Here is a 21,923-nt window from a genome sequence, read left to right as displayed (position 1 = left end):
CTTAAGCCGCATCGCGCTTGGCGTCATTGCGGTAAGCCGCTACCGCATCGATCAAGGCTTGAAGAATCTCGGCGCTCTCACCGATCACCGACAGGTCGGCCCGTTTGATCATGTCGCAGCCAGGATCGAGGTTGATCGCCACCACCTTGTCGCAGGCACCGATGCCTTGCAGGTGCTGGATCGCCCCGGAAATACCCACCGCCACGTAAACCCGTGCCGTGACCCACGTACCGGACGCACCGACCTGACGGTCGCGGGACATGAAGCCGTCGTCCACCGCCACCCGCGATGCACCTTCGGTCGCGCCCAACGCCTCGGCCGTCCTGTGGAAAAGTCCCCAGTCCTTGACCCCGTTGCCGCCGGAGAAGATGAACTCGGCTTCGGCCATCGGAATCGCTGCCGGATCCACCGCCACCGCACCCAGATCTTCGATCCGTGACAGGCTGCGGGCGACCGCTGTGGATAACTCCACCGGCAAGGCTTCGTGACGGGTTTCGCTGACCGGTTCGGCGCATTCGGCAGCGGCCAGAATCAAGCGAGCGACCGGACGTGCAAGATCCTGCAAACCAGCACCGGCGCGGCCGATGCACTCCTGATCTTTGACCTGCCAGACCCGCGTGGCCGGGCGTTCGCCCAATGCGGCGGCAAAGCGTCGACCCAGTTCGCCACCACCGCTGCGGCTGTCCGGCAGCAACCAGTGACGGGGGCCGAACTGGTTATCCACAGCCCGCAGACCCTGGACGCGTTGTTCCGGTGCATAACCGCTGAATTCGTCGCCCTCAAGCACCAGCAAGCGGTCCACGCCCGCTGTGGCGAAGGCATTTTCCTTGTGCTCACCGAACACCACGGCCAGTACCGCGCCGTCCTTGCCGGCCAACTGATGGGCCAGGCCAAGCAAATCGCGGTCGTGGCTGCTCAGGCGACCGCCGACCATGTCCGGCACCACACTGATATAGAACGCAGGTGCAGCCACTTGATGCAGCGGCAATTGCACTTCAACCGCGGCCGAGCGTTTGGTTGCCCCGCCCTGCTGAGCGCCGCTGCGGTCAATCCGCTTGATGCCGTTGGGGCCGATAAAACCGATCCCGTGAGGGTTCTTGCGGATGACACCGTTAGGCCCCATCCAACTGTGTTGCGCCGGTTGCATGGCCGCGTGCAGCGGGTGCAAGCGGTTGCGGGCGATCCATTCGGCGCGTGGGTCGCGGCGGATAATGTCGCTCATCAATGCACCTCCGCAGGTTCACGTTTGGCCGGTGCTGAAGGCTTTCCCGGCGTTGCGTCTTCGAGCAACGCATCGGCTACCAGTTCGGCAATGTCCTTGATTAGTGGACGCGGTTCGACCACGCCTTCGAGCATCGCAGTGCACTGTGGGCAACCCACGGCCACCAGTTCGGCGCCGGTTTCGCGGATGTCTTCCATGCGCATGTCGGGAATCCGCTGCTTGCCCGGAATGTCGGTGATCGGTGCACCGCCACCGCCGCCGCAGCAGCGTGAACGGAAACCGGAGCGTTGCATTTCCTTGATCTCGATGCCCAGGGCGCGCAGCACTTCACGCGGCGCCTCGTATTCGCCGTTGTAGCGACCGAGGTAGCACGGGTCGTGATAGGTCACGCTGCTGCCTTTGTGCTGGCCGAGGTTCAGGGCGCCTTCGCCAATGATCTCCGCCATGTAGGTGCTGTGGTGTTGCACGAGGTAATTGCCATCGAAGGCGCCGTACTCGTTTTTCAGCACGTGGAAACTGTGCGGGTCGCAGGTGACGATGCGGTTGAAGCTGTACTTGGCTAGGGTCTGGATGTTGCGTTTGGCCAACAGCTGGAAGGTCGCTTCGTCGCCCAGGCGTCGTGCCACGTCACCGCTGTCGCGCTCTTCAAGCCCCAGCACCGCGAAGTCGACCTTGGCCGCTTTCAGCACTTTGACGAAGGCACGCAAGGTGCGCTGGTTGCGCATGTCGAAGGCACCGTCGCCGACCCAGAACAGCACGTCGGTGGATTTCTTCTCGCTGAGCAGGTTCAGGTTCAAATCCGCCGCCCAGTTCATCCGCCCGCCCGGCGCGAAGCCGCCCGGGTTGTCGGTGGCGATCAGGTTTTCCAGGACTTCGGCGCCCTTGTTCGGGGTCGCGCCTTTTTCCAGGGTCAGATGGCGACGCATGTCGACGATGGCGTCGACGTGCTCGATCATCATCGGGCATTCCTCGACGCAGGCACGGCAAGTGGTGCAGGACCACAGGGTTTCAGCGTCCACCAGACCGTTGACGATCGGTTGATGCGGATTACCACCGTGTTCGCCAATTGCTTTGCCTGGATAAGGGCTACCAGCGAACTTGGCGTCAGTACCGCCAGCCAAACCAACGACCATGTCCTGAATCAGTTTTTTCGGGTTCAGCGGCTGGCCGGCGGCAAACGCCGGGCACGCGGCTTCGCATTTACCGCACTGCACGCAGGCGTCGAAGCCCAGCAGCTGGTTCCAGGTGAAATCCTTGGGTTTTTCCACGCCCAGTGGCGCGTTCGGGTCATTCAGGTCCAGCGGTTTCAAACCGGTGGAACGACCACCACCAAAACGTTCGGCGCGACGGTGCCAGGCCAGGTGCAAGGCACCGGCGAAGGCGTGCTTCATCGGCCCGCCCCAGGTCATGCCGAAGAACAGTTCGCTAACGCCCCAGAGCACGCCGACGCCGAGGATCGCAGCCACTACCCAGCCACCGAAGTTTTCCGGAAGGATGCCGGCGACCGGCAGTGTCAACAGGAAAAACGACGCCGAGAACGCCATCAGGCTTTTCGGCAGGCGCATCCATGGGCCTTTGGACAAGCGGGCCGGTGGGTTGCGACGGCGCAGGAACATAAAGATCGCGCCGACAAACATCACCGCCGACATCAGCAGCAGCGCATAACCGAGGATGCGGTTATGCAGGCCAAAACCATGCACCAGAATCGCCAGCACAATGGACGCCACCGCACCGCCAGCCGTGGCGACGTGGGTGTTGGCAATGTATTTGTCCCGCGCGACGACATGGTGCAAGTCGACCATGTAGCGTTTGGGCATGGCGAACAGGCCACCGATCAGGTCGACTTTCGAAGCCCGGCCTCGGCGCCACATAGCCACCCGCCGCAACGCGCCCAGGACAGCCAGGCCCAAGGCAGCGAACAACAGGATTGGAAGAAGGGTGTTCAACATGGTGAAGCTCCCACCAGTACATCTTGGAGAAACACGGTCGATGTAGGAGCTGCCGAAGGCTGCGATCTTTTGATCTGGACCTTAAGAAACAAAGTCAAAAGATCGCAGCCTTCGGCAGCTCCTACACAGGGGATGCGTCAGTGGCTTAGAAATCCTTGCACAACCGCAACGCGTCGTAGATCGCCGCGTGGGTATTGCGCTGCGCCACGCAGTCGCCAATGCGGAACAGCAGATAACCGTCGCCCGCCTGGCTCAACGAAGGTTGTGGCTTGATCGCGAACAGGGCTTCGATGTCCATCTGGCCTTTGTTGCGCGAGCCTTCCTTCAGCGCGTAGTAGATTTCTTCGTCCGGGCGCACGCCGTTCTCGACGACCACCTGGTCAACCACCCGCTCCTCTTTGGCGCCGGTGTATTCGTTTTCCAGCACCGCCACCAGCTTGTCGCCTTCGCGATAGACCTTTTCCAGCATCATGTCGCCGGTCATGATCACTTCTTTCGGGTACATGCTGCGGTAGTAAGTCGGGAACGACGTACCGCCAATGGCCACGCCCGGTTTGATGTCATCGGTGACGATCTCGACCTGGCTGCCCTTGTCGGCGAGGAAGTCAGCCGCCGACATTCCGGTGAACTCGCAAATGGTGTCGTAGACCAGCACGTTCTTGCCCGGTGCAACCTTGCCGTCGAGGATATCCCAGCTGCTGACCACCAGGCCTTCAGCCGCGCCCCAATGTTCGTTCTGCTCCAGGAACGGATGGCCGCCAACGGCGAGCACCACCACGTCCGGACGCAGGTCGAGAATGGTCGCCGCATCCGCCGCCACGCCCAGGCGCAGGTCGACTTTCAAGCGCGCCAGTTCCAGCTGGAACCAACGAGTGATACCGGCGATCTGGTCCCGTTGTGGAGCTTTCGACGCGGTCGTGATCTGCCCGCCGATGAATTCTTTCTTCTCGAACAGGGTCACGTCGTGGCCACGTTCGGCCGACACACGCGCCGCTTCCATCCCGGCAGGGCCGGCACCGACCACCACGACTTTGCGCTTCACACCGGTCGATTTCTCGATGATGTGCGGCACGCCCATGTATTCACGGGAAGTCGCGGCGTTCTGGATGCACAAGACGTCCAGGCCCTGGTACTGACGGTCGATGCAGTAGTTGGCGCCGACGCATTGTTTGATCTGGTCGACCTGGCCCATCTTGATCTTGGCGATCAAATGCGGGTCGGCGATGTGGGCGCGGGTCATGCCGACCATGTCGACGTAACCGCCTTCCAGAATCCGGGTCGCCTGGTTCGGGTCCTTGATGTTCTGCGCATGCAGCACCGGGGCCTTCACCACTTCCTTGATACCGGCGGCCAAGTGCAGGAATGGCTCCGGTGGATAACTCATGTTCGGAATAACGTTGGCCAGGGTGTTGTGGGTGTCGCAACCCGACCCCACGACGCCGATGAAGTCGATCATGCCGGTGTCGTCGTAGTACTTGGCGATCTGCTTCATGTCTTCGTGGGACAAGCCGTCCGGGTGGAACTCGTCACCGCACAGACGGATGCCGACGCAGAAATCCGGACCGACTTCCTTGCGCACAGCCTTGATTACTTCCAGGCCGAAACGCATGCGGTTTTCGAAGCTGCCGCCCCATTCATCGGTACGCTTGTTGACCCGCGGGCTCCAGAACTGGTCGATCATGTGCTGGTGCACGGCAGACAATTCGACGCCGTCCAGGCCACCGGCCTTGGCCCGTGCCGCGGCGCTTGCGTAGTTGCCGATCACCCGCCAGATTTCTTCCGGCTCGATGGTCTTGCAGGTCGCACGGTGCACCGGTTCACGGATGCCCGACGGCGACAGCAGCGTTGGCCAATGCTCGCCGTCCCAACGGGAACGGCGACCCATGTGGGTAATCTGGATCATGATCTTGGCGCCATGCTTGTGCATGGCGTCGGCCAGGTTCTGGAAGTGCGGAATGATCCGGTCGTCGGCCAGGTTGACCGACTTCCACCAGCCTTGCGGGCTGTCGATGGCCACGCTGGAGGAACCGCCGCAAATCGCCAGGCCGATCCCGCCCTTGGCTTTCTCTTCGTAATACTTGACGTACCGGTCGGTGGTCATGCCGCCGTCGGTGGCGTAGACCTCAGCGTGCGCAGTGCTGAGCACGCGGTTGCGGATGGTCAATTTGCCGATTTGAATCGGTTGAAACATTGCTTCGAAAGCCATGGCGGGTTCCTCGACTTACAACGGCTTGACGGTGAACAAACCGTCGTCGTGGCCTTCTTCGGAGCCACCGTAAACCTGTTCTGCAACGGTGCGGATCGAGCTGCCACGGGCCTGAAGAATCTGGTCCATGGCGCCGGCGAACCAGCCAGTGAACATGTAGTCGACCTTGCGCCCGACCTTGCCGTACACATAGACGAATGCGGAGTGTTCGAGCTTGACGCTGGCGGTGCCTTTGTCGAGGTCGATGTCCTGGATCTTGAACAGGCCCCAGCCACGTTGCGACAGACGCTTCATGTAGTGCTCGAATACTGCGACGCCTTCCAGACCGTGGCATTCGGCTTCTTTTTCACACCAGTGCCAGGCAGACTTGTAGCCGGCCTTGTAGAGGATTTCGGCGTAGGCGTCGGCGCCCAGCACTTCCTCGATGCCCATGTGGTTATTGACGAAAAAGTGACGCGGCACATACAGCATCGGCAGGGCGTCAGAGGTCCAGACACCGGTCTCGCTGTCGACTTCGATTGGCAATTGCGGGGCGATCTTGGCCATGGAAACTTAACTCCAGAAAATTCGTTGTGTTGCCCCCGGCACGGACGGACGGGGGAAAGGATTCAGAGGTGCGGTGGCTTATTCGCCCCAAACGTCTTTGAGGACATTCACCCAGTTCTCGCCCATGATCTTGCGCACCACCCGCTCGGAATGGCCGCGCTTGAGCAGGGTCTCGGTCAGGTTCGGGAACTCGCCCACGGTGCGGATGCCCAGCGGGTTGATGATCTTGCCGAAGCTGGTCAGACGGCGAGCGTAGCCCTTGTCATGGGTCAGGTATTCGAAGAAGTCCTGGCCATGGCCCTGGGTGAAATCGGTGCCGATGCCGATGGCGTCTTCGCCGACGATGTTCATGGTGTATTCGATCGCTTCGGCGTAATCGTCGATGGTCGAATCGATGCCCTTGGCCAGGAACGGCGCGAACATGGTCACGCCGACGAAACCGCCATGATCGGCAATGAACTTCAGCTCTTCGTCGGACTTGTTGCGCGGGTGCACTTTCAGACCCGACGGCAGGCAGTGGGAGTAGCAAACCGGCTTCTTGGATTCGAGAATGACTTCTTCGGAAGTCTTCGAGCCGACGTGGGACAGGTCGCACATGACGCCGACGCGGTTCATTTCAGCGACGATTTCACGACCGAAACCCGACAGGCCGCCGTCGCGCTCGTAGCAACCGGTACCGACGAGGTTTTGGGTGTTGTAGCACATCTGCACGATACCGACGCCCAGCTGCTTGAAGACCTCGACGTAGCCAATCTGGTCTTCAAAAGCGTGAGCATTCTGGAAGCCAAAGAGGATGCCGGTCTTGCCCTGCTCCTTGGCCTTGCGGATATCGGCGGTGGTACGAACTGGAATCACCAGGTCGCTGTTCTCGCGGATCAGCTTCTGGCTGGCAGCGATGTTGTTGACAGTGGCCTGGAAGCCCTCCCACACCGACACGGTGCAGTTGGCCGCGGTCAGACCGCCCTTGCGCATGTCTTCAAACAGCTCGCGGTTCCACTTGGCAATAATCAGCCCGTCGATAACGATGCTGTCGGCGTGCAATTCGGCTGGGCTCATCAGGCTGTCCCCTATTAGCGATTCATGCGCCGAATCGTGTGCCGGCGCTTTGGGGCCAGCATATGCCTCGGTGCAGGGGTAGCCGGGTGCAAAAACGACAGAGGGTTTGCCGAAAGCGTCAATCCGCGACAAAGGGTCATCAACAGGCGTCATTGCCTACCTATCCAACGCCGCCCGCTTGGGCCAGAATTCGCCGCACTGGATGTTTTACTGAATGCATGACTGGATTAAGGGGCGGCGACGCAATGAAATCGATCTTCCTGGCTTTGGCACTGATAGCGACGGGCGTACAAGCATCTGAAGAAGCCGATGACAACCCCTGCGACGCCGTCGAAAATGAAATCCAGACCCTGGAATGCTCGGCCTACAGCAGAACCACCGCCGAACAGCTGCTGAGCGAAAACTACCAAAGCCTGACCGAGCGCATGCAAACGCTTTACGGCAACAACAAGACGCAACTGACCGACATCACCGCCAAAATCAAAACCGCGCAACAGCAATGGCTGAAAACCCGGGATGCCGATTGCGCAGTGGACGCATTTCCGGCGACCAGCGGTAGCAAAGCGTTCACCATTGCGCAGAATGATTGCATAGCGCGCATGAGTGATGAGCGGTCGGAGTTTTTGGAGTCGATTGGGCAGGAGTAAACACATAAGAATGGAGAATTACTTGATCCCCCACGAAGTAGTGAGCCGCATCGTCGATGGAGCACTTCCTATTCGCGCCTGGCGCGAACACCTGAACCTTATGCAGGATGAAGTTGCCAAGCGCATGGGCATTTCGCAATCGGCTTTCGCCCAGCAAGAGACGGTCGCCAAGCCCCGCAAGGCAACCCGTGAAAAAATTGCCGCAGCTTTTGGCATCACCGCCAACCAACTAAAAGAACGCCAGCATCAGGAAAAGGGATTGAAATGAAAATCTGCGGCATCGAAATCAAAGGCAGCGAAGCGATCATCGCCGTGGCCTCCCTCGACGGTCAGGCGCTCAGTCACGTCGCCCTCGCTACCAGGAAAATTGCCCTCGACGAGGACGACGAAGCCGCCAATGTCAAAGTCTTTGCCGCTCAGGTGGCGTCGTTTGTTCGCGAGAATTCCATCGACCGGATCGTGATCAAGAAGCGCAGCAAGAAAGGCGAATTCGCCGGTGGGCCGACCACGTTCAAAATCGAGGGGATTTTCCAGCTGCTGGAAAATTGCGAAGTGACGCTGCTGTCGCCGCAAACCATCAATGCGCAGAACAAGAAGTTCGATTTTGCACTGCCGGAGACGCTGAACAAGTATCAGCATGAGGCGTACAAGGCGGCGTGCTCGGCCTTGATGAAGAAGTAACCTGTCTCCCAAACGACAATGATCAAATGTGGGAGCGGGCTTGCTCGCGAAGACGGTGTGTCAGTCGACATCAATGTTAAATGATCAAGCGCTTTCGCGAGCAAGCCCGCTCCCACAGGTTTTTTGCGGCCCTTTAGAAATCTGCGCTTAAACCACTTCCCGCCCATCCCCCAACCGTCGTCGGTCTTCACGCGGGCACCGCTCAAACTTCGCCCGATAGCTTCGGGTGAAATACGATGGCGATTCAAATCCGCAAGCGATGCTCACTTCCAGCACGCTCATATCGGTCTGGCGCAGCAACTGCCGCGCCTTCTCCAGCCTTAACCGCAGGTAGAAATTGCTCGGCGTGTCGTTCAGGTGCAGGCGAAACAGGCGTTCCAGCTGGCGCCGGGTCACTTTGATCGATTCCGCCAGCGCCAGCGTACTCAATGGCGGTTCGCTGTGCTGCTCCATCTCCCCGATCACCTGCACCAGTTTCTTGTTACTGATGCCATAACGCGTGGCGACTTCCATTCGCTGGTGGTCTTTGCGCGGGCGGATGCGCCCGAGCACGAATTGTTCGCTGACCTGAATCGCCAGTTCCGGGCCGTGGGCCTGGCCGATGAGGTCAAGCATCAGGTCGATGGAGGCCGTGCCGCCGGCAGAGGTGATGCGTCGGCGGTCGATCTCGAACAGTTCCTGGGTGACGCTCAGCTGTGGATAAGACTCCTTGAAGGCGTCGATGGCTTCCCAGTGCAGGGTCAGGCGATGGCCATCGAGCAGGCCGGCTTCAGCGAGGATGAAGCTGCCGGTGTCGATGGCGCCGAGGGTCACGCCTTCGTTGTCCAAGCGGCGCAACCAATGCTCCAGTGCCGGGCTGGTGAATTTCAGCGGTTCGAAACCGGCGACCACCAGCAAGGTCGCGCCTTTCTTCAGGGGTTCCAGCGCCGCATCAGCGTTGACCGACATGCCGTTACTGGCCAGCACCGCCCCGCCATCCGCGCTCAACACATGCCAGCGGTACAGCTCGCCGCGAAAGCGATTGGCGACCCGCAGCGGCTCGATGGCCGAGATAAAACCGATCGCCGAAAAACCCGGCATCAACAAGAAGTAGAAATCCTGGGACATGGAGCGCACTCGCTTAGCAGGTAATAAAGAGGCCAGGTAACGAGAGGGCGGTTAGCGTGTGGACGTTGATACGCCACTTGTAACCAGCATTCAAGGGCTCAGGTCGCCGCAGTGCAAGAGCTGGTCGCCGCAGTGCGTTTTCACGGGCCTTGAGCTGCGTAACTTGGCATCACCGGCGCACACAAGATGACCGGACCCACAATAACGACCTGCCGAGGAACCCGACATGAAACGACTGATCAGCAGCTGTGTTCTTGCACTCAGCGGTACCGCTTTCTTGAGCGCCAGCGTCATGGCGGCCGAACCCGCATCGTGCCAGAACGTACGCATGGGCGTGGTGAACTGGACCGACGTGATTGCCACCAGCGCCATGACCCAGGTCTTGCTCGACGGCCTCGGCTACAACACCAAACAGACCAGCGCCTCCCAGCAAATCATCTTCGCCGGCATTCGCGACCAGCGCCTGGACGTGTTCCTCGGTTACTGGAACCCGCTGATGACCCAGACCATCACCCCGTTCGTCGATGCCAAGCAGGTCGAAGTGCTGGAAGCACCAAGCCTCAAGGATGCCCGCGCCACCCTCGCCGTGCCGACTTACCTCGCCGACAAAGGCCTGAAAACCTTCGCTGACATCGCCAAATTTGAAAAGGAACTGGGCGGCAAGATTTACGGCATCGAGCCTGGCTCGGGCGCCAACACTCAGATCAAGGCGATGATCGCCAAGAACCAGTTTGGCCTCGGCAAGTTCCAGCTGGTCGAGTCCAGTGAGGCCGGCATGCTCGCGGCGGTGGATCGCGCCGTGCGACGCAAAGAGGCCGTGGTGTTCTTCGGCTGGGCGCCGCACCCGATGAACGTCAACGTGCAAATGACTTACCTCACTGGCAGCGAAGACGCCCTCGGCCCGAACGAAGGCATGGCCACGGTCTGGACCGTCACCGCGCCGAAATACGCCGAGCAATGCCCGAACATTGGCCGTTTGCTGAGCAACCTGACCTACACCGCCGAAGACGAGAGCCGGATGATGCAGCCGTTGCTCGATCACAAAGACGCTTTCGAATCGGCCAAGCAATGGCTCAAGGATCACCCGCAAGACAAGCAACGCTGGCTCGAAGGCGTGACCACCTTCGATGGCAAACCCGCTGCTGAAAACCTGAAACTGACCAGTAAATAAACCCGAAATGAACTACCGATTCGCAGTCCGGCCGGGCTGCGAACGGAATCGCCACGCCCAGAGCCACACCCATAATCACGCCTGTAAGGAACCCGCCCCATGAACCACGACGTCATCATCACCTGCGCACTCACCGGTGCTGGCGACACGACCGCCAGAAGCCCACACGTGCCGGTCACCCCGAAACAGATCGCCGCGGCCGCCGTGGAAGCCGCCAAGGCTGGCGCCACCGTGGTCCACTGCCACGTTCGCGACCCGCAAACCGGCAAGTTCAGCCGTGACGTGGCGCTGTACCGCGAAGTGATGGAGCGTATCCGCGAGGCCGACGTCGACATCATCGTCAACCTCACCGCCGGCATGGGCGGAGACCTGGAAATCGGCGCGGGCGAGCACCCGATGGAGTTCGGCCCGAACACCGACCTGGTCGGCCCGCTGACCCGTCTGGCCCACGTCGAAGAACTGTTGCCGGAAATCTGCACCCTGGATTGCGGGACCCTGAACTTCGGCGATGGCGACACCATTTACGTGTCCACCCCGGCGCAACTACGTGCTGGCGCCAAACGCATTCAAGAACTGGGTGTGAAGGCCGAGCTGGAAATCTTCGACACCGGTCACTTGTGGTTTGCCAAGCAAATGATCAAGGAAGGCCTGCTGGATAACCCGCTGTTCCAGCTGTGCCTGGGCATTCCGTGGGGCGCGCCGGCCGACACCACCACCATGAAAGCCATGGTCGACAACCTGCCGGCCGATGCGGTCTGGGCCGGGTTTGGCATCGGTCGCATGCAAATGCCGATGGCGGCGCAAGCGGTGTTGCTGGGCGGCAACGTGCGGGTCGGTCTGGAAGACAATCTGTGGCTGGACAAGGGTGTTTTGGCGACCAACGGCCAACTGGTCGAACGCGCCGGCGAAATCCTCAGCCGCCTCGGTGCCCGCGTTCTGACCCCGGCTGAAGGCCGGGCAAAAATGGGCCTGACCCAGCGCGGTTGACCGAACTTACACCTTACCTGTGGGAGCGGGCTTGCTCGCGAAGAGGCCGTCACATCCGACATCTCTGTCGACTGACACTCCGCTTTCGCGAGCAAGCCCGCTCCCACAAGGATCACCGAACTCTTTAGGACGTCGCCATGAGCTTTATCACTGATATCAAAACCTTCGCCGCTCTGGGCAGCGGTGTCATCGGCAGCGGCTGGGTATCCCGCGCCCTCGCCCACGGTCTCGACGTGGTGGCTTGGGATCCGGCGCCCGGTGCCGAAGCAGCGCTGCGCAAACGCGTCGCCAATGCCTGGGGCGCACTGGAGAAACAAGGCCTGGCACCCGGCGCGTCACAGGATCGTCTGCGCTTTGTCGCCACCATCGAAGAATGCGTTCGCGACGCGGATTTCATCCAGGAAAGCGCTCCAGAACGACTGGAGCTGAAACTGGAACTGCATAGCAAAATCAGCGCGGCGGCCAAGCCCAATGCCTTGATCGGCTCCAGTACGTCGGGGCTGTTGCCGAGCGAGTTCTACGAGAGTTCCACCCACCCGGAACGCTGCGTGGTCGGGCATCCGTTCAACCCGGTTTACCTGCTGCCGTTGGTGGAAGTGGTCGGAGGCAAAAATACCGCGCCGCAAGCGGTTCAAGCGGCAATGAAAGTCTATGAATCCTTAGGCATGCGCCCGCTGCATGTACGCAAGGAAGTACCGGGATTTATCGCCGACCGCTTGCTCGAAGCGTTGTGGCGCGAGGCGTTGCATCTGGTCAACGATGGCGTGGCAACCACCGGTGAAATCGACGATGCGATTCGTTTTGGCGCGGGCCTGCGTTGGTCATTCATGGGCACCTTCCTGACTTACACCCTGGCGGGTGGCGACGCAGGCATGCGGCACTTCATGGCGCAATTCGGGCCGGCGTTGCAGTTGCCCTGGACCTATCTGCCGGCACCGGAGCTGACCGACCAATTGATCGATGACGTGGTGGATGGCACTCGCGAGCAGTTGGGCAAGCACAGCATTTCGGCGCTGGAGCGCTATCGTGATGATTGCTTGCTGGCAGTGCTGGAGGCGGTGAAGACCACCAAAGAGAAGCATGGGATGGCGTTCAGCGAGTAACCCCAGGCTTATGGGCCAGCAGGTCTGGCCCCTTCGCGAGCAAGTCGAATCGTCGCACCGCCGCTCCCACAGGGGATCTGCTGGGTGACATAGATTGTATTCACACCTCAAATCAACTGTGGGAGCGGGCTTGCTCGCGAAGACGGCAGTCCAGTCACCACTCATGTTGGAACCTACACCATGCCCACCCTCACCACCTACCAAACCAAAATCATCCCCGATTGGGTCGACTACAACGGCCACCTGCGCGATGCCTTCTATCTGCTGATTTTCAGCTATGCCACCGACGCGCTGATGGATCGGCTGGGCATGGACAGCAACAACCGCGAAGCCAGCGGCAACTCGCTGTTCACCCTCGAGCTGCACCTCAACTACCTGCACGAAGTGAAGCTCGATGCCGACGTCGAAGTGCACACCCAGATCATCGGCCATGACCGCAAGCGCCTGCACCTCTACCACAGCCTGCATCTGGTGGGCGGTGACAAGGAGCTGGCGGGCAATGAACAAATGCTGCTGCACGTCGACCTCGCCGGGCCGCGATCTGCACCGTTCAGCGAAGAAACCTTGAGCCAGCTGCAAGCCATTGTCGCCGAGCAAGCCGACCTGCCCGCCCCCGCCTTCATCGGCCGAGTGATCGCTTTACCAAAATAACAAGGAGCTCGTCATGAACACCGCCGCCGCTGTTGCCGATTTCCGCACCTACCCGTTGATCAGCGCGTTGACCGCCGTGCACATCCTGGCGGACCGCATTCAAGTGCAGTGGGCGGACGGTCGGGTCAGCCCTTTTCATCATCAATGGCTACGGGACAACTGCCCGTGCCCGCAGTGCGTCTACTCGGTGACCCGCGAGCAGGTGCTGGAAATCGTCGATGTCGCGGAAAATCTGATCCCCGACAGCGCTCGAATCGATGCCGAAGGTTGCCTGTGTGTCGATTGGCAGGATGGCCACCTCAGCCGCTTCGACCCGGGCTGGCTGCGAGCTCACGCGTATGACGATGAGTCCCGCGCCGAACGCCGGGCCGCCAAACCGAAAAGCAAGCTGTGGGACAGCCAGCTGAAGTTGCCGGTGTTCGACTATCAGGCGTTGATGAATGACAACGATGCCTTGCTGCAATGGCTGCTGGCCGTGCGCGACATCGGCCTGACCCAGGTTCGCGGCGTACCGACTGAGCCGGGCTCGCTGAAGCTGATCGCCCAACGGATTTCCTTCATCCGTGAGAGCAATTTCGGCGTGCTGTTCAACGTGCAATCCAGGGCCGATGCCGACAGCAATGCCTACACCGCCTTCAACCTGCCGCTGCACAGCGACCTGCCTACGCGAGAGTTGCAACCAGGGCTGCAATTTCTGCATTGCCTGGTCAATGACGCCGACGGTGGCGAGAGCATTTTCGTCGACGGTTTTGCCATCGCCCAAGCCTTGCGCCAGGAAGATCCCGAGGCGTTTCAAGCCTTGTGTGAAATCCCCGTGGAGTTCCGCAACAAGGACCGCCACAGTGACTACCGCTGCCTGGCGCCGATCATTGCGGTGGATCCTTTCGGGCAGGTGTCGGAGATCCGCATGGCGAACTTTTTGCGCGGGCCGTTCGATGCTTGCGTCGAGCAAATGCCCAAGCTGTATCGCGCGTATCGACGCTTCATTGCGATGACCCGCGAGGTGCGCTTCCGGGTAATGACGCGGCTCAACCCCGGCGAGCTGTGGTGCTTCGACAACCGCCGCACCCTTCATGCCCGCAATGCGTTTGACCCGGCAACAGGCGCCCGGCATTTCCAGGGTTGTTATGTCGACCGGGATGAGTTGTTGTCGCGGATTTTGGTGTTGCAACGCTAGACCGCGTCATCGTTCTTCGCGAGCAAGCCCGCTCCCACATTTGTCCGCGTCCTCTCAGGAGAATGCGGACAAATGTGGGAGCGGGCTTGCTCGCGAAGGCGTCCGCACAGACACCACACTTTACTGATTCACAGGCAAAAAAAACCCCGATCAAGCCGTGACAGGATCGGAGCTGAGGAGGGTACTGTTGAGGAGCTGTTGCGCGAGGGTGACCAAACCTTCGTGAAGCCAGCTGAATCCAGTGTGCCCATTCCCTTGCATGGCAAGTTAGCCGAAAACGACATGTTCATAGCCAATGCGGCCATTGCGACAAATCGTCCTTGCCGCCATCCCCAGCCCCTACCAGAATCGAGCCACGACACCGTTCCCAGAAGAAGGATTGCGTCATGATGCACGCCGATTTGATTGACCAGGAAGACCTGTTGGGCCAGCTAAAATCGCTGGGCTTTCAAGTGCCGAATGGCTCTACAGCCGAGCAGGCTTGCGAGTGTGCGGTACGAGGCTTGAACGATGAGCGGGCGATGACGCTGCGCACGATGGTGAAGCAGATGTACACCAGCAGCGCGACCATCCTGCCGGCCGTGCGCCAGGCGATCGACAAGCAATTGCTGCCGGCGTTGGCGGCGTATCAGCAAAGCCGTAGCGCCTGATAAACCGCCTTCGCGAGCAAGCCCGCTCTCACATTCGACCGCGTTCCCCTGAGAGAGCTCGGTCGAATGTGGGAGCGGGCTTGCTCGCGAATGGAGCGCCTCGGTTTAGAGCCTTACGCTAGCAAACGTCGATTCATTGCGCGCCTGGCTCAACGCCGACAGCGGCCCGGACAATGGCGACAGTACCAGTGCTTGCGGCAGCGGCATCATCGCCACTTGTTGCGTGGTGTTGGAACCCACGCGCTCGTCGCGCGGCGGAATGCCGAAGTATTCGCGGTAGCACTTGGAGAAGTGCGGCGTAGACACGAAACCACATACCGACGCCACTTCGATGATCGACATCGGCGTTTGCTTGAGCAATTGCCGAGCGCGGATCAGGCGCAGTTTCAGGTAGTAACGCGACGGTGAACAGTGCAGGTATTTCTGGAACAGCCGCTCCAGCTGACGACGCGACACGGCGACGTATACCGCCAGTTCGTCGAGGTCGATCGGTTCTTCGAGGTTGGCTTCCATCAGCGCCACGATTTCCTGCAACTTCGGCTGGTTGGTGCCAAGCATGTGCTTGAGCGGCACGCGCTGGTGATCCTGCTCGTTGCGGATGCGCTCGTAGACAAACATTTCCGAAATCGCCGCCGACAGTTCACGACCGTGATCGCGGCTGATCAGGTGCAGCATCATGTCCAGCGGCGCGGTGCCGCCGGAGCTGGTGAAACGGTTGCGATCGAGGGTGAACAGGCGGGTACTCATGGCCACCCGCGGGAAAGCTTCCTGCATCGACGCCAGGCATTCCCAGTGCACGCTGCAATCGAAACCGTCCAGCAGGCCGGCGCAAGCCAGGGCCCAGCTGCCGGTGCAGACCGCGCCGAGACGACGGTGCTGACGCGCCTGGCTTTGCAGCCACGACACGTGTTCACGGGTAACAGTACGCTGAATACCGATGCCGCCGCAGACAATGACAGTGTCCAGGGGAGGCGCTTTGTGCATGGAGGCGTCGGGGGTGATTTGCAGTCCGTCACTGGCCCAGACCTGACCGCCATCGACGGTGAGTGTGGTCCAGCGATACAGCTCGCGGCCGGACAATTGGTTGGCCATGCGCAGAGGTTCTACTGCGGAGGCCAGAGAAATAAGCGTGAAATTGTCCAGCAGCAAAAAGCCGATGGATTGAGGCGCACGGTTCTGGGGCTGGGCCCCGGAGTTGAACGTCGTCATCGCGGTATCTCCTCACACAAAGCGGGTGATGGCCTCAGGCGGAGGCTCTTTTTATTGCCATCGTTCTCGCGTGGGAGACGGGCTTTGTAATGACAGAGCAATTGCCATGCCTAAAATTGAATGCGTGTTCAATAACTCCTGAAAACGACGTCGCGATGCGTCTAGATATGGCGCGCAGAGATAAGAGGTCATAAGTGCCATTAGAGGCCGCAAACCCGCTACCCCGTTGCCTGTGAGCAAATCGGTAGCACTTGTGGGAACAGGGCTGCGAGGCTCCTGGGGAGAGTGTCACCGCAAGCACAGGTGACGGACGGTCAGGCTTGAATTGGATCCCTGACCGGGGGAGAAAGGCTTACCTGTTTGCGACGCGCTAAAAGGTGGCGCGTTTTGAATCGGGTGCTCAATTAGCGCGCAGTTTTGACTGGTCTGGCCCCTTCGCGAGCAAGCCCGCTCCCACATTTAATCAGCGTCGTGCACAAATCCAATGTGGGAGCGGGCTTGCTCGCGAAGCAGGCGACTCGGTATTACTGATTCAACACTCAACCGCGCTAACCGCCAACCCACCGCGCGATGTCTCTTTATATTTGTCGTGCATGTCGGCCCCGGTATCACGCATGGTGCGGATCACCCGATCCAGCGAGATAAAGTGCTGACCGTCGCCGCGCAGCGCCATCTGCGCCGCGTTGATCGCTTTCACCGCGGCAATCGCATTGCGCTCGATGCACGGCACTTGCACAAGGCCACCCACTGGGTCGCAGGTCAGGCCCAAGTTATGCTCCAGACCGATTTCCGCCGCGTTGCACAATTGCTCCGGCGTAGCCCCGAGAATCTCCGCCAACCCGGCCGCCGCCATGGCGCAGGCCGAACCGACTTCACCCTGGCAACCGACCTCGGCGCCGGAGATCGAGGCGTTCTTCTTGCACAGAATCCCCACCGCTGCGGCACTGAGGAAGTAATCGACCACGTTGGCGTCGGTCACTGCCTCGCTGAACTTCATGAAGTAGTGCAACACCGCCGGAATGATCCCCGCCGCGCCGTTGGTCGGCGCCGTAACCATGCGCCCGCCAGCAGCGTTTTCTTCGTTGACCGCCAGGGCGAACAAGTTCACCCACTCCATGGCGCTCAGGGTCGAGCCGATCACGTTGGGCTTGTTCAGTTCTTGCAGGCTGCGGTGCAATTTGGCTGCGCGACGACGCACATTCAGGCCACCGGGCAAGATGCCTTCGTGCTTGAGGCCTTGCTCCACGCAATCTTGCATCGCGCGCCAGAGTTTCATCAGGCCGGCACGAATTTCCTCTTCGCTGCGCCAGACTTTCTCGTTGGCCATCATCAGCTCTGCAACACGCAGGTTGTGCTGCTTGCAGAGACTGAGCAGCTCCACGGCACTGGAGAAGTCGTAAGGCAGCACGGTGCGATCCAGATCCACCACACCACTGGAAGCCTGTGCCTGATCGACGACAAAACCGCCACCGATGGAATAGTAGGTGTCGCGATGCAGTTCACCGTGATCGCCTTCGGCAACCAGGGTCATGGCGTTGGGATGGAACGGCAGGTTCTCGTCGATCAGGCGCATGTCCCGGGCCCAGATGAACGGGACCGACAAGCGACCGTCGAGCAATAGCGTGCTGGTTTCACGCAGGGTCTCGATGCGGATGCCGATTTGCGACGGATCGATCGCATCCGGCCATTCGCCCATCAGCCCCATGATCACTGCGTTGTCGCTGCCGTGACCGATGCCGGTGGCCGAAAGCGACCCATAAAGCTGAACTTCGACGCGACACACCTGCTCCAGAAGTCCCTGTTCACGCAAAACTTGCACGAACAGCGCCGCGGCGCGCATAGGCCCCACGGTGTGCGAACTGGAAGGGCCGATGCCGATTTTGAACAAGTCGAAAACGCTGATAGCCATTACTGCTGAACTCCTGGATGTGCCTGCTCCAGGCGCAAAAGCGCCCAGTGACGGAGCTGCTACGCTCAAGCTGCAATCCGCCGAGATGGCCGCATCATCAGGCTTTTGTCATGTCGTTCAACGTCTCACACCGACGCACTCATGCTCGCTAGCGCCGCAGGCCGCTTACGCAGTGTTTTCGCCGTTTTTTTGCGGATCAGCGGGGCAAAACGGGCTGAAAAAAGCTGTAAACGACGTTACCGACACTGGATGCGACCATCCCTGTACTGGTTACGACGCACCCTGTAGGCGTCAGATTTTCACTGGTACATGATCGTATCGACTCGATTGCTAGGCGCCGTGGTAGAGATGTCTCCAAAACGCCATCCAACCGCAACAGATAAGTGCGGTGGTCCAGTCGGAACACTGCCAAAAAAAACACCAAGGAGTCGCCCCTTATGAAAGGTTCCCCATCGTTGTTGTTGGCCGCCATGCTGAGTCTGCCGTTTCTGGCTCAAGCCGCAGAACCGGCCCAATGCAGCACGGTAAACTTCTCCGATGTCGGCTGGACGGACATTACCGTCACTACCGCCACCACCAGCGTCGTTCTCGATGCCTTGGGCTACAAGACCAAGACCACGATGATTTCCGTGCCGGTGACCTACAAGTCGCTGGCCGACGGCAAGAACATGGACGTGTTCCTCGGTAACTGGATGCCGACCATGGAAAACGACATCAAGGCCTACCGCGATGCCGGTACCGTGGAGACGGTGCGCGCTAATCTGGAAAACGCAAAATACACACTCGCCGTCCCCGAAGAGTTGTATAACAAAGGTCTGAAAGATTTCGCCGACATCGCCAAGTTCAAGAAAGAACTCGACGGCAAGATCTATGGCATCGAACCGGGTAACGACGGCAACCGCCTGATCCAGAGCATGATCGACAAGAACGCCTTCGGCCTCAAGGACGCCGGCTTCAAGGTGGTCGAGTCCAGCGAGGCAGGCATGCTCTCGCAAGTCGATCGCGCTCAGCGCCGCAACACCGCCGTGGTGTTCCTGGGCTGGGAACCGCACCCGATGAACACTCGATTCAAGATGAAGTACCTGACCGGCGGCGACGAATATTTCGGCCCGAATTTCGGCCAGGCGACCATCTACACCAACACCCGCAAGGGTTACACCCAGGAATGCAGCAACGTGGGTCAGTTGCTGAAAAACCTGGTGTTCACCCTCGACATGGAAAGCACGCTGATGGGCAACGTCCTGGACGACAAAATGAAGCCTGACGCGGCCGCCAAGGCCTGGCTGAAAAAGAATCCACAGGTGCTCGATACCTGGCTTGCTGGCGTGACCACCATTGACGGTAAACCTGGCCTGGAGGCCGTGAAAGCCAAGCTTGCGCAGTAATGCTTACGCCGGGCGAGTTCGCTCGCCCGGGCTGTTTATTCCCTTGCATGCGGACGTTCACTACCATGCTGATTGATCAGAAAATACCTTTAGGCCAGTACATCGCGGGCTTCGTTGAATGGCTGACGCAAAACGGCGCCAGCACCTTCGACGCAATCGCCGTGTCACTGGAAACGATGATCCACGGCGTGACTTTTGCGCTGACCTGGTTCAACCCGCTGGCATTGATCGGCCTCATCGCGCTACTGGCACACTTCATCCAACGCAAATGGGGCCTGACCGTTTTCGTCATCGCCTCCTTTCTGCTGATCCTCAATCTGGGGTACTGGCAGGAAACCATGGAAACCCTCGCCCAGGTGCTGTTCGCCACCATGGTGTGCGTGTTGATCGGCGTGCCGTTGGGCATCGTCGCCGCGCACAAACCGATGTTCTACACAGTGATGCGGCCGGTGCTCGATCTGATGCAGACCGTGCCGACCTTTGTGTACCTCATTCCTACCCTGACCCTCTTCGGTCTGGGTGTGGTCCCGGGTCTGATCTCGACGGTGGTGTTCGCGATTGCCGCGCCCATCCGCCTGACCTACCTGGGTATCCGCGATGTTCCGGACGAACTGATGGACGCCGGCAAGGCCTTTGGCTGCTCGCGCCGTCAGCTGCTCTCGCGAATCGAACTGCCCCACGCCATGCCAAGCATCGCGGCCGGTATCACCCAGTGCATCATGCTGTCGTTGTCGATGGTGGTGATTGCGGCACTGGTGGGCGCCGATGGCCTGGGCAAACCCGTGGTCAACGCACTGAACACTGCTGATATCGCCCTGGGCTTCGAAGCAGGCCTGGCGATCGTACTGCTGGCGATCATGCTCGACCGTATCTGCAAACAACCCGACGCTAAAGTAGGGGGTGACGCATGAGCATTATTCGCTTCGAAGACGTGGACGTGATCTTCTCCAAAGACCCGCGCGAGGCGCTCAAACTCCTCGACCAGGGCATGACCCGCAACGAGATTCTAAAAAAGACCGGGCAAATCGTCGGTGTCGAAAAGGCCAGCCTGGACGTCGAAAAAGGTGAAATCTGCGTACTGATGGGCCTGTCCGGCTCCGGCAAGTCCAGCCTGCTGCGTTGCATCAACGGCCTCAATACCGTCAGCCGTGGCAAGTTGTTCGTCGAGCACGAAGGCAAGCAGATCGACATCGCCTCGTGCACGCCGGCGGAATTGAAAATGATGCGCACCAAGCGCATCGCGATGGTGTTCCAGAAGTTCGCCCTGATGCCTTGGCTGACGGTGCGCGAGAACATCAGCTTCGGTCTGGAAATGCAGGGCCGGCCGGAGAAGGAACGGAAAAAACTGGTCGATGAAAAACTCGAACTGGTGGGCCTGACCCAGTGGCGCAACAAGAAACCCGATGAGCTCTCCGGTGGTATGCAACAGCGTGTGGGCCTGGCCCGCGCGCTGGCAATGGACGCCGACATTCTGCTGATGGACGAACCGTTCTCGGCCCTCGACCCGCTGATTCGCCAAGGTCTGCAAGACGAACTGCTGGAGCTGCAACGCAAACTGAGCAAGACCATCGTTTTCGTGAGTCACGACCTCGATGAAGCCCTGAAGCTCGGCAGCCGTATCGCCATCATGAAAGACGGCCGGATCATCCAGTACAGCAAACCGGAAGAAATCGTGCTGAACCCTGCGGACGATTACGTGCGCACCTTCGTCGCCCACACCAATCCGCTGAACGTATTGTGCGGTCGCAGCCTGATGCGCACCCTGGACAACTGCAAACGCATCAACGGTTCGGTGTGCCTGGATCCGGGCGGCGATTCGTGGCTGGACCTGGCCGAAGGCAACACCATCAAAGGCGCACGCCAGAACGGCTCGAGCCTGGACCTGCAGAACTGGATACCAGGGCAAGCGGTTGAAGGCTTGGGTCGTCGGCCAACATTGGTGGATTCCAACATCGGCATGCGCGATGCGTTGCAGATTCGTTACCAGACCGGCAACAAGCTGGTGCTGCACGACAACAACAAGGTTGTCGGGATTCTCGGTGACAGCGAGCTGTACCACGCGCTGCTCGGCAAGAACCTGGGGTAAGAAGCAGCAGACACAAAAACGCCGCGAGATAATCGCGGCGTTTTTGTTTGTGGGATATCGAGGCTTGCAGCTGTGCGGTTGATGGCCCCTTCGCGAGCAAGCCCGCTCCCACATTCGACCGCATATCCCTGATAGAACTCGGTTACCTGTGGGAGCGGGCTTGCTCGCGAAGAATATGACG

The 21,923-nt window shown here is 60.0% G+C and carries 19 protein-coding genes and 1 pseudogene; 12 read left to right on the top strand and 8 right to left on the bottom strand.

What is annotated here, in order from left to right; all coding sequences use genetic code 11:
* Nucleotide 1: 1 nt before the first annotated feature.
* The 5 genes from ABH909_RS05965 to ABH909_RS05945 form a co-directional block, all read right to left on the bottom strand.
* Complete coding sequence (locus ABH909_RS05965) at nucleotides 2-1,222, bottom strand: electron transfer flavoprotein subunit alpha/FixB family protein (RefSeq protein ID WP_429431218.1); 1,221 nt, start codon at nucleotides 1,220-1,222, stop codon at nucleotides 2-4.
* Nucleotides 1,222-3,171, bottom strand: coding sequence for a dimethylglycine demethylation protein DgcB (gene dgcB, locus ABH909_RS05960; RefSeq protein ID WP_429431216.1), 1,950 nt, complete (start codon nucleotides 3,169-3,171; stop codon nucleotides 1,222-1,224). Before dgcB ends, ABH909_RS05965 begins: the two co-directional genes overlap by 1 nt.
* 145 nt (nucleotides 3,172-3,316) lie before the next feature.
* Nucleotides 3,317-5,377: a dimethylglycine demethylation protein DgcA gene (dgcA, locus tag ABH909_RS05955; RefSeq protein WP_095052597.1), complete on the bottom strand. Its 2,061-nt coding sequence runs from the start codon at nucleotides 5,375-5,377 to the stop codon at nucleotides 3,317-3,319.
* A gap of 15 nt (nucleotides 5,378-5,392) precedes the next feature.
* Nucleotides 5,393-5,923 carry a DUF5943 domain-containing protein gene (locus ABH909_RS05950; protein ID WP_007907543.1) on the bottom strand — a complete coding sequence of 177 codons (531 nt, stop codon included), beginning with the start codon at nucleotides 5,921-5,923 and terminating at the stop codon, nucleotides 5,393-5,395.
* Between the two features lie 78 nt (nucleotides 5,924-6,001).
* A complete protein-coding gene (locus tag ABH909_RS05945) occupies nucleotides 6,002-6,979 on the bottom strand; it encodes a dipeptidase (protein ID WP_007907542.1) in 978 nt (325 codons plus the stop codon).
* Nucleotides 6,980-7,224: 245 nt separating this feature from the next.
* Here ABH909_RS05945 and ABH909_RS05940 point away from each other — a divergent pair, with 245 nt between their 5' ends.
* From ABH909_RS05940 to ABH909_RS05930, 3 genes and pseudogenes are all read left to right on the top strand, one after another.
* Nucleotides 7,225-7,626 (top strand): lysozyme inhibitor LprI family protein, encoded by a 402-nt coding sequence (locus ABH909_RS05940; protein WP_429431214.1) that lies wholly within the window; start codon nucleotides 7,225-7,227, stop codon nucleotides 7,624-7,626.
* A 7-nt stretch (nucleotides 7,627-7,633) separates the two neighbouring features.
* Nucleotides 7,634-7,894, top strand: a pseudogene (locus ABH909_RS05935) (helix-turn-helix domain-containing protein); the annotation flags it as partial.
* Complete coding sequence (locus ABH909_RS05930) at nucleotides 7,891-8,307, top strand: DUF3010 family protein (RefSeq protein ID WP_429431212.1); 417 nt, start codon at nucleotides 7,891-7,893, stop codon at nucleotides 8,305-8,307. The pseudogene ABH909_RS05935 and the gene ABH909_RS05930, both read left to right, overlap by 4 nt.
* Nucleotides 8,308-8,454: 147 nt before the next feature.
* Here ABH909_RS05930 and ABH909_RS05925 read toward each other — a convergent pair whose 3' ends face one another.
* Nucleotides 8,455-9,414, bottom strand: a complete 960-nt coding sequence (locus tag ABH909_RS05925; protein WP_429431210.1) for a GlxA family transcriptional regulator — start codon at nucleotides 9,412-9,414, stop codon at nucleotides 8,455-8,457.
* Between the two features lie 226 nt (nucleotides 9,415-9,640).
* On the opposite strand from ABH909_RS05925, the gene ABH909_RS05920 reads away from it, so the two are divergent.
* The 6 genes from ABH909_RS05920 to ABH909_RS05895 all read left to right on the top strand — a co-directional run bounded on the left by ABH909_RS05920 (nucleotide 9,641) and on the right by ABH909_RS05895 (nucleotide 15,153).
* On the top strand, nucleotides 9,641-10,585 hold the full coding sequence (locus ABH909_RS05920) for a choline ABC transporter substrate-binding protein (RefSeq protein ID WP_429431208.1): 945 nt from the start codon (nucleotides 9,641-9,643) through the stop codon (nucleotides 10,583-10,585).
* Nucleotides 10,586-10,684: 99 nt separating this feature from the next.
* A complete protein-coding gene (locus tag ABH909_RS05915; protein ID WP_429431206.1) occupies nucleotides 10,685-11,572 on the top strand; it encodes a 3-keto-5-aminohexanoate cleavage protein in 888 nt (295 codons plus the stop codon).
* A 137-nt stretch (nucleotides 11,573-11,709) separates the two neighbouring features.
* The gene (locus ABH909_RS05910; protein ID WP_429431204.1) at nucleotides 11,710-12,675 is read left to right on the top strand and encodes an L-carnitine dehydrogenase; all 966 of its coding nucleotides are present in this window, start codon (nucleotides 11,710-11,712) and stop codon (nucleotides 12,673-12,675) included.
* 180 nt (nucleotides 12,676-12,855) lie between these two features.
* Nucleotides 12,856-13,326 (top strand): thioesterase family protein, encoded by a 471-nt coding sequence (locus ABH909_RS05905; protein ID WP_429431202.1) that lies wholly within the window; start codon nucleotides 12,856-12,858, stop codon nucleotides 13,324-13,326.
* Nucleotides 13,327-13,339: 13 nt separating this feature from the next.
* On the top strand, nucleotides 13,340-14,503 hold the full coding sequence (locus ABH909_RS05900) for a gamma-butyrobetaine dioxygenase (protein ID WP_429431200.1): 1,164 nt from the start codon (nucleotides 13,340-13,342) through the stop codon (nucleotides 14,501-14,503).
* 386 nt (nucleotides 14,504-14,889) lie between these two features.
* Nucleotides 14,890-15,153 (top strand): hypothetical protein, encoded by a 264-nt coding sequence (locus ABH909_RS05895; protein WP_095633693.1) that lies wholly within the window; start codon nucleotides 14,890-14,892, stop codon nucleotides 15,151-15,153.
* A gap of 105 nt (nucleotides 15,154-15,258) precedes the next feature.
* Here the strand turns inward: ABH909_RS05895 and ABH909_RS05890 are convergent, their stop codons facing one another.
* Together ABH909_RS05890 and ABH909_RS05885 are read right to left on the bottom strand one after the other, a co-directional pair.
* The gene (locus ABH909_RS05890; protein ID WP_008072536.1) at nucleotides 15,259-16,362 is read right to left on the bottom strand and encodes a GlxA family transcriptional regulator; all 1,104 of its coding nucleotides are present in this window, start codon (nucleotides 16,360-16,362) and stop codon (nucleotides 15,259-15,261) included.
* A gap of 532 nt (nucleotides 16,363-16,894) precedes the next feature.
* Nucleotides 16,895-18,271, bottom strand: a complete 1,377-nt coding sequence (locus ABH909_RS05885; RefSeq protein ID WP_429431198.1) for an L-serine ammonia-lyase — start codon at nucleotides 18,269-18,271, stop codon at nucleotides 16,895-16,897.
* A gap of 437 nt (nucleotides 18,272-18,708) precedes the next feature.
* Here ABH909_RS05885 and ABH909_RS05880 point away from each other — a divergent pair, with 437 nt between their 5' ends.
* The 3 genes from ABH909_RS05880 to choV all read left to right on the top strand — a co-directional run bounded on the left by ABH909_RS05880 (nucleotide 18,709) and on the right by choV (nucleotide 21,742).
* Nucleotides 18,709-19,656: a choline ABC transporter substrate-binding protein gene (locus ABH909_RS05880; RefSeq protein WP_429431196.1), complete on the top strand. Its 948-nt coding sequence runs from the start codon at nucleotides 18,709-18,711 to the stop codon at nucleotides 19,654-19,656.
* Nucleotides 19,657-19,721: 65 nt separating this feature from the next.
* Complete coding sequence (gene choW / locus ABH909_RS05875) at nucleotides 19,722-20,567, top strand: choline ABC transporter permease subunit (protein WP_429430283.1); 846 nt, start codon at nucleotides 19,722-19,724, stop codon at nucleotides 20,565-20,567.
* Nucleotides 20,564-21,742, top strand: coding sequence for a choline ABC transporter ATP-binding protein (gene choV, locus ABH909_RS05870; protein ID WP_429430285.1), 1,179 nt, complete (start codon nucleotides 20,564-20,566; stop codon nucleotides 21,740-21,742). The genes choW and choV overlap by 4 nt, the downstream gene beginning before the upstream one ends.
* Nucleotides 21,743-21,923: the final 181 nt, after the last annotated feature.

It is taken from the genome of Pseudomonas sp. BS3782 TE3695 (genome assembly GCF_050435305.1).
GTDB lineage: Bacteria > Pseudomonadota > Gammaproteobacteria > Pseudomonadales > Pseudomonadaceae > Aquipseudomonas.
Note: the sequence above shows the minus strand (reverse complement) of the source record. Positions and strands in the feature narration are given on the sequence as shown.

Coding starts and splice junctions, on each gene's coding strand:
- ABH909_RS05965 (WP_429431218.1), bottom strand. CDS start 1,222: ATGAGCGACATTATCCGCCGCGACCCACGCGCCGAATGGATCGCCCGC.
- dgcB (WP_429431216.1), bottom strand. CDS start 3,171: ATGTTGAACACCCTTCTTCCAATCCTGTTGTTCGCTGCCTTGGGCCTG.
- dgcA (WP_095052597.1), bottom strand. CDS start 5,377: ATGGCTTTCGAAGCAATGTTTCAACCGATTCAAATCGGCAAATTGACC.
- ABH909_RS05950 (WP_007907543.1), bottom strand. CDS start 5,923: ATGGCCAAGATCGCCCCGCAATTGCCAATCGAAGTCGACAGCGAGACC.
- ABH909_RS05945 (WP_007907542.1), bottom strand. CDS start 6,979: ATGAGCCCAGCCGAATTGCACGCCGACAGCATCGTTATCGACGGGCTG.
- ABH909_RS05940 (WP_429431214.1), top strand. CDS start 7,225: ATGAAATCGATCTTCCTGGCTTTGGCACTGATAGCGACGGGCGTACAA.
- ABH909_RS05930 (WP_429431212.1), top strand. CDS start 7,891: ATGAAAATCTGCGGCATCGAAATCAAAGGCAGCGAAGCGATCATCGCC.
- ABH909_RS05925 (WP_429431210.1), bottom strand. CDS start 9,414: ATGTCCCAGGATTTCTACTTCTTGTTGATGCCGGGTTTTTCGGCGATC.
- ABH909_RS05920 (WP_429431208.1), top strand. CDS start 9,641: ATGAAACGACTGATCAGCAGCTGTGTTCTTGCACTCAGCGGTACCGCT.
- ABH909_RS05915 (WP_429431206.1), top strand. CDS start 10,685: ATGAACCACGACGTCATCATCACCTGCGCACTCACCGGTGCTGGCGAC.
- ABH909_RS05910 (WP_429431204.1), top strand. CDS start 11,710: ATGAGCTTTATCACTGATATCAAAACCTTCGCCGCTCTGGGCAGCGGT.
- ABH909_RS05905 (WP_429431202.1), top strand. CDS start 12,856: ATGCCCACCCTCACCACCTACCAAACCAAAATCATCCCCGATTGGGTC.
- ABH909_RS05900 (WP_429431200.1), top strand. CDS start 13,340: ATGAACACCGCCGCCGCTGTTGCCGATTTCCGCACCTACCCGTTGATC.
- ABH909_RS05895 (WP_095633693.1), top strand. CDS start 14,890: ATGATGCACGCCGATTTGATTGACCAGGAAGACCTGTTGGGCCAGCTA.
- ABH909_RS05890 (WP_008072536.1), bottom strand. CDS start 16,362: ATGACGACGTTCAACTCCGGGGCCCAGCCCCAGAACCGTGCGCCTCAA.
- ABH909_RS05885 (WP_429431198.1), bottom strand. CDS start 18,271: ATGGCTATCAGCGTTTTCGACTTGTTCAAAATCGGCATCGGCCCTTCC.
- ABH909_RS05880 (WP_429431196.1), top strand. CDS start 18,709: ATGAAAGGTTCCCCATCGTTGTTGTTGGCCGCCATGCTGAGTCTGCCG.
- choW (WP_429430283.1), top strand. CDS start 19,722: ATGCTGATTGATCAGAAAATACCTTTAGGCCAGTACATCGCGGGCTTC.
- choV (WP_429430285.1), top strand. CDS start 20,564: ATGAGCATTATTCGCTTCGAAGACGTGGACGTGATCTTCTCCAAAGAC.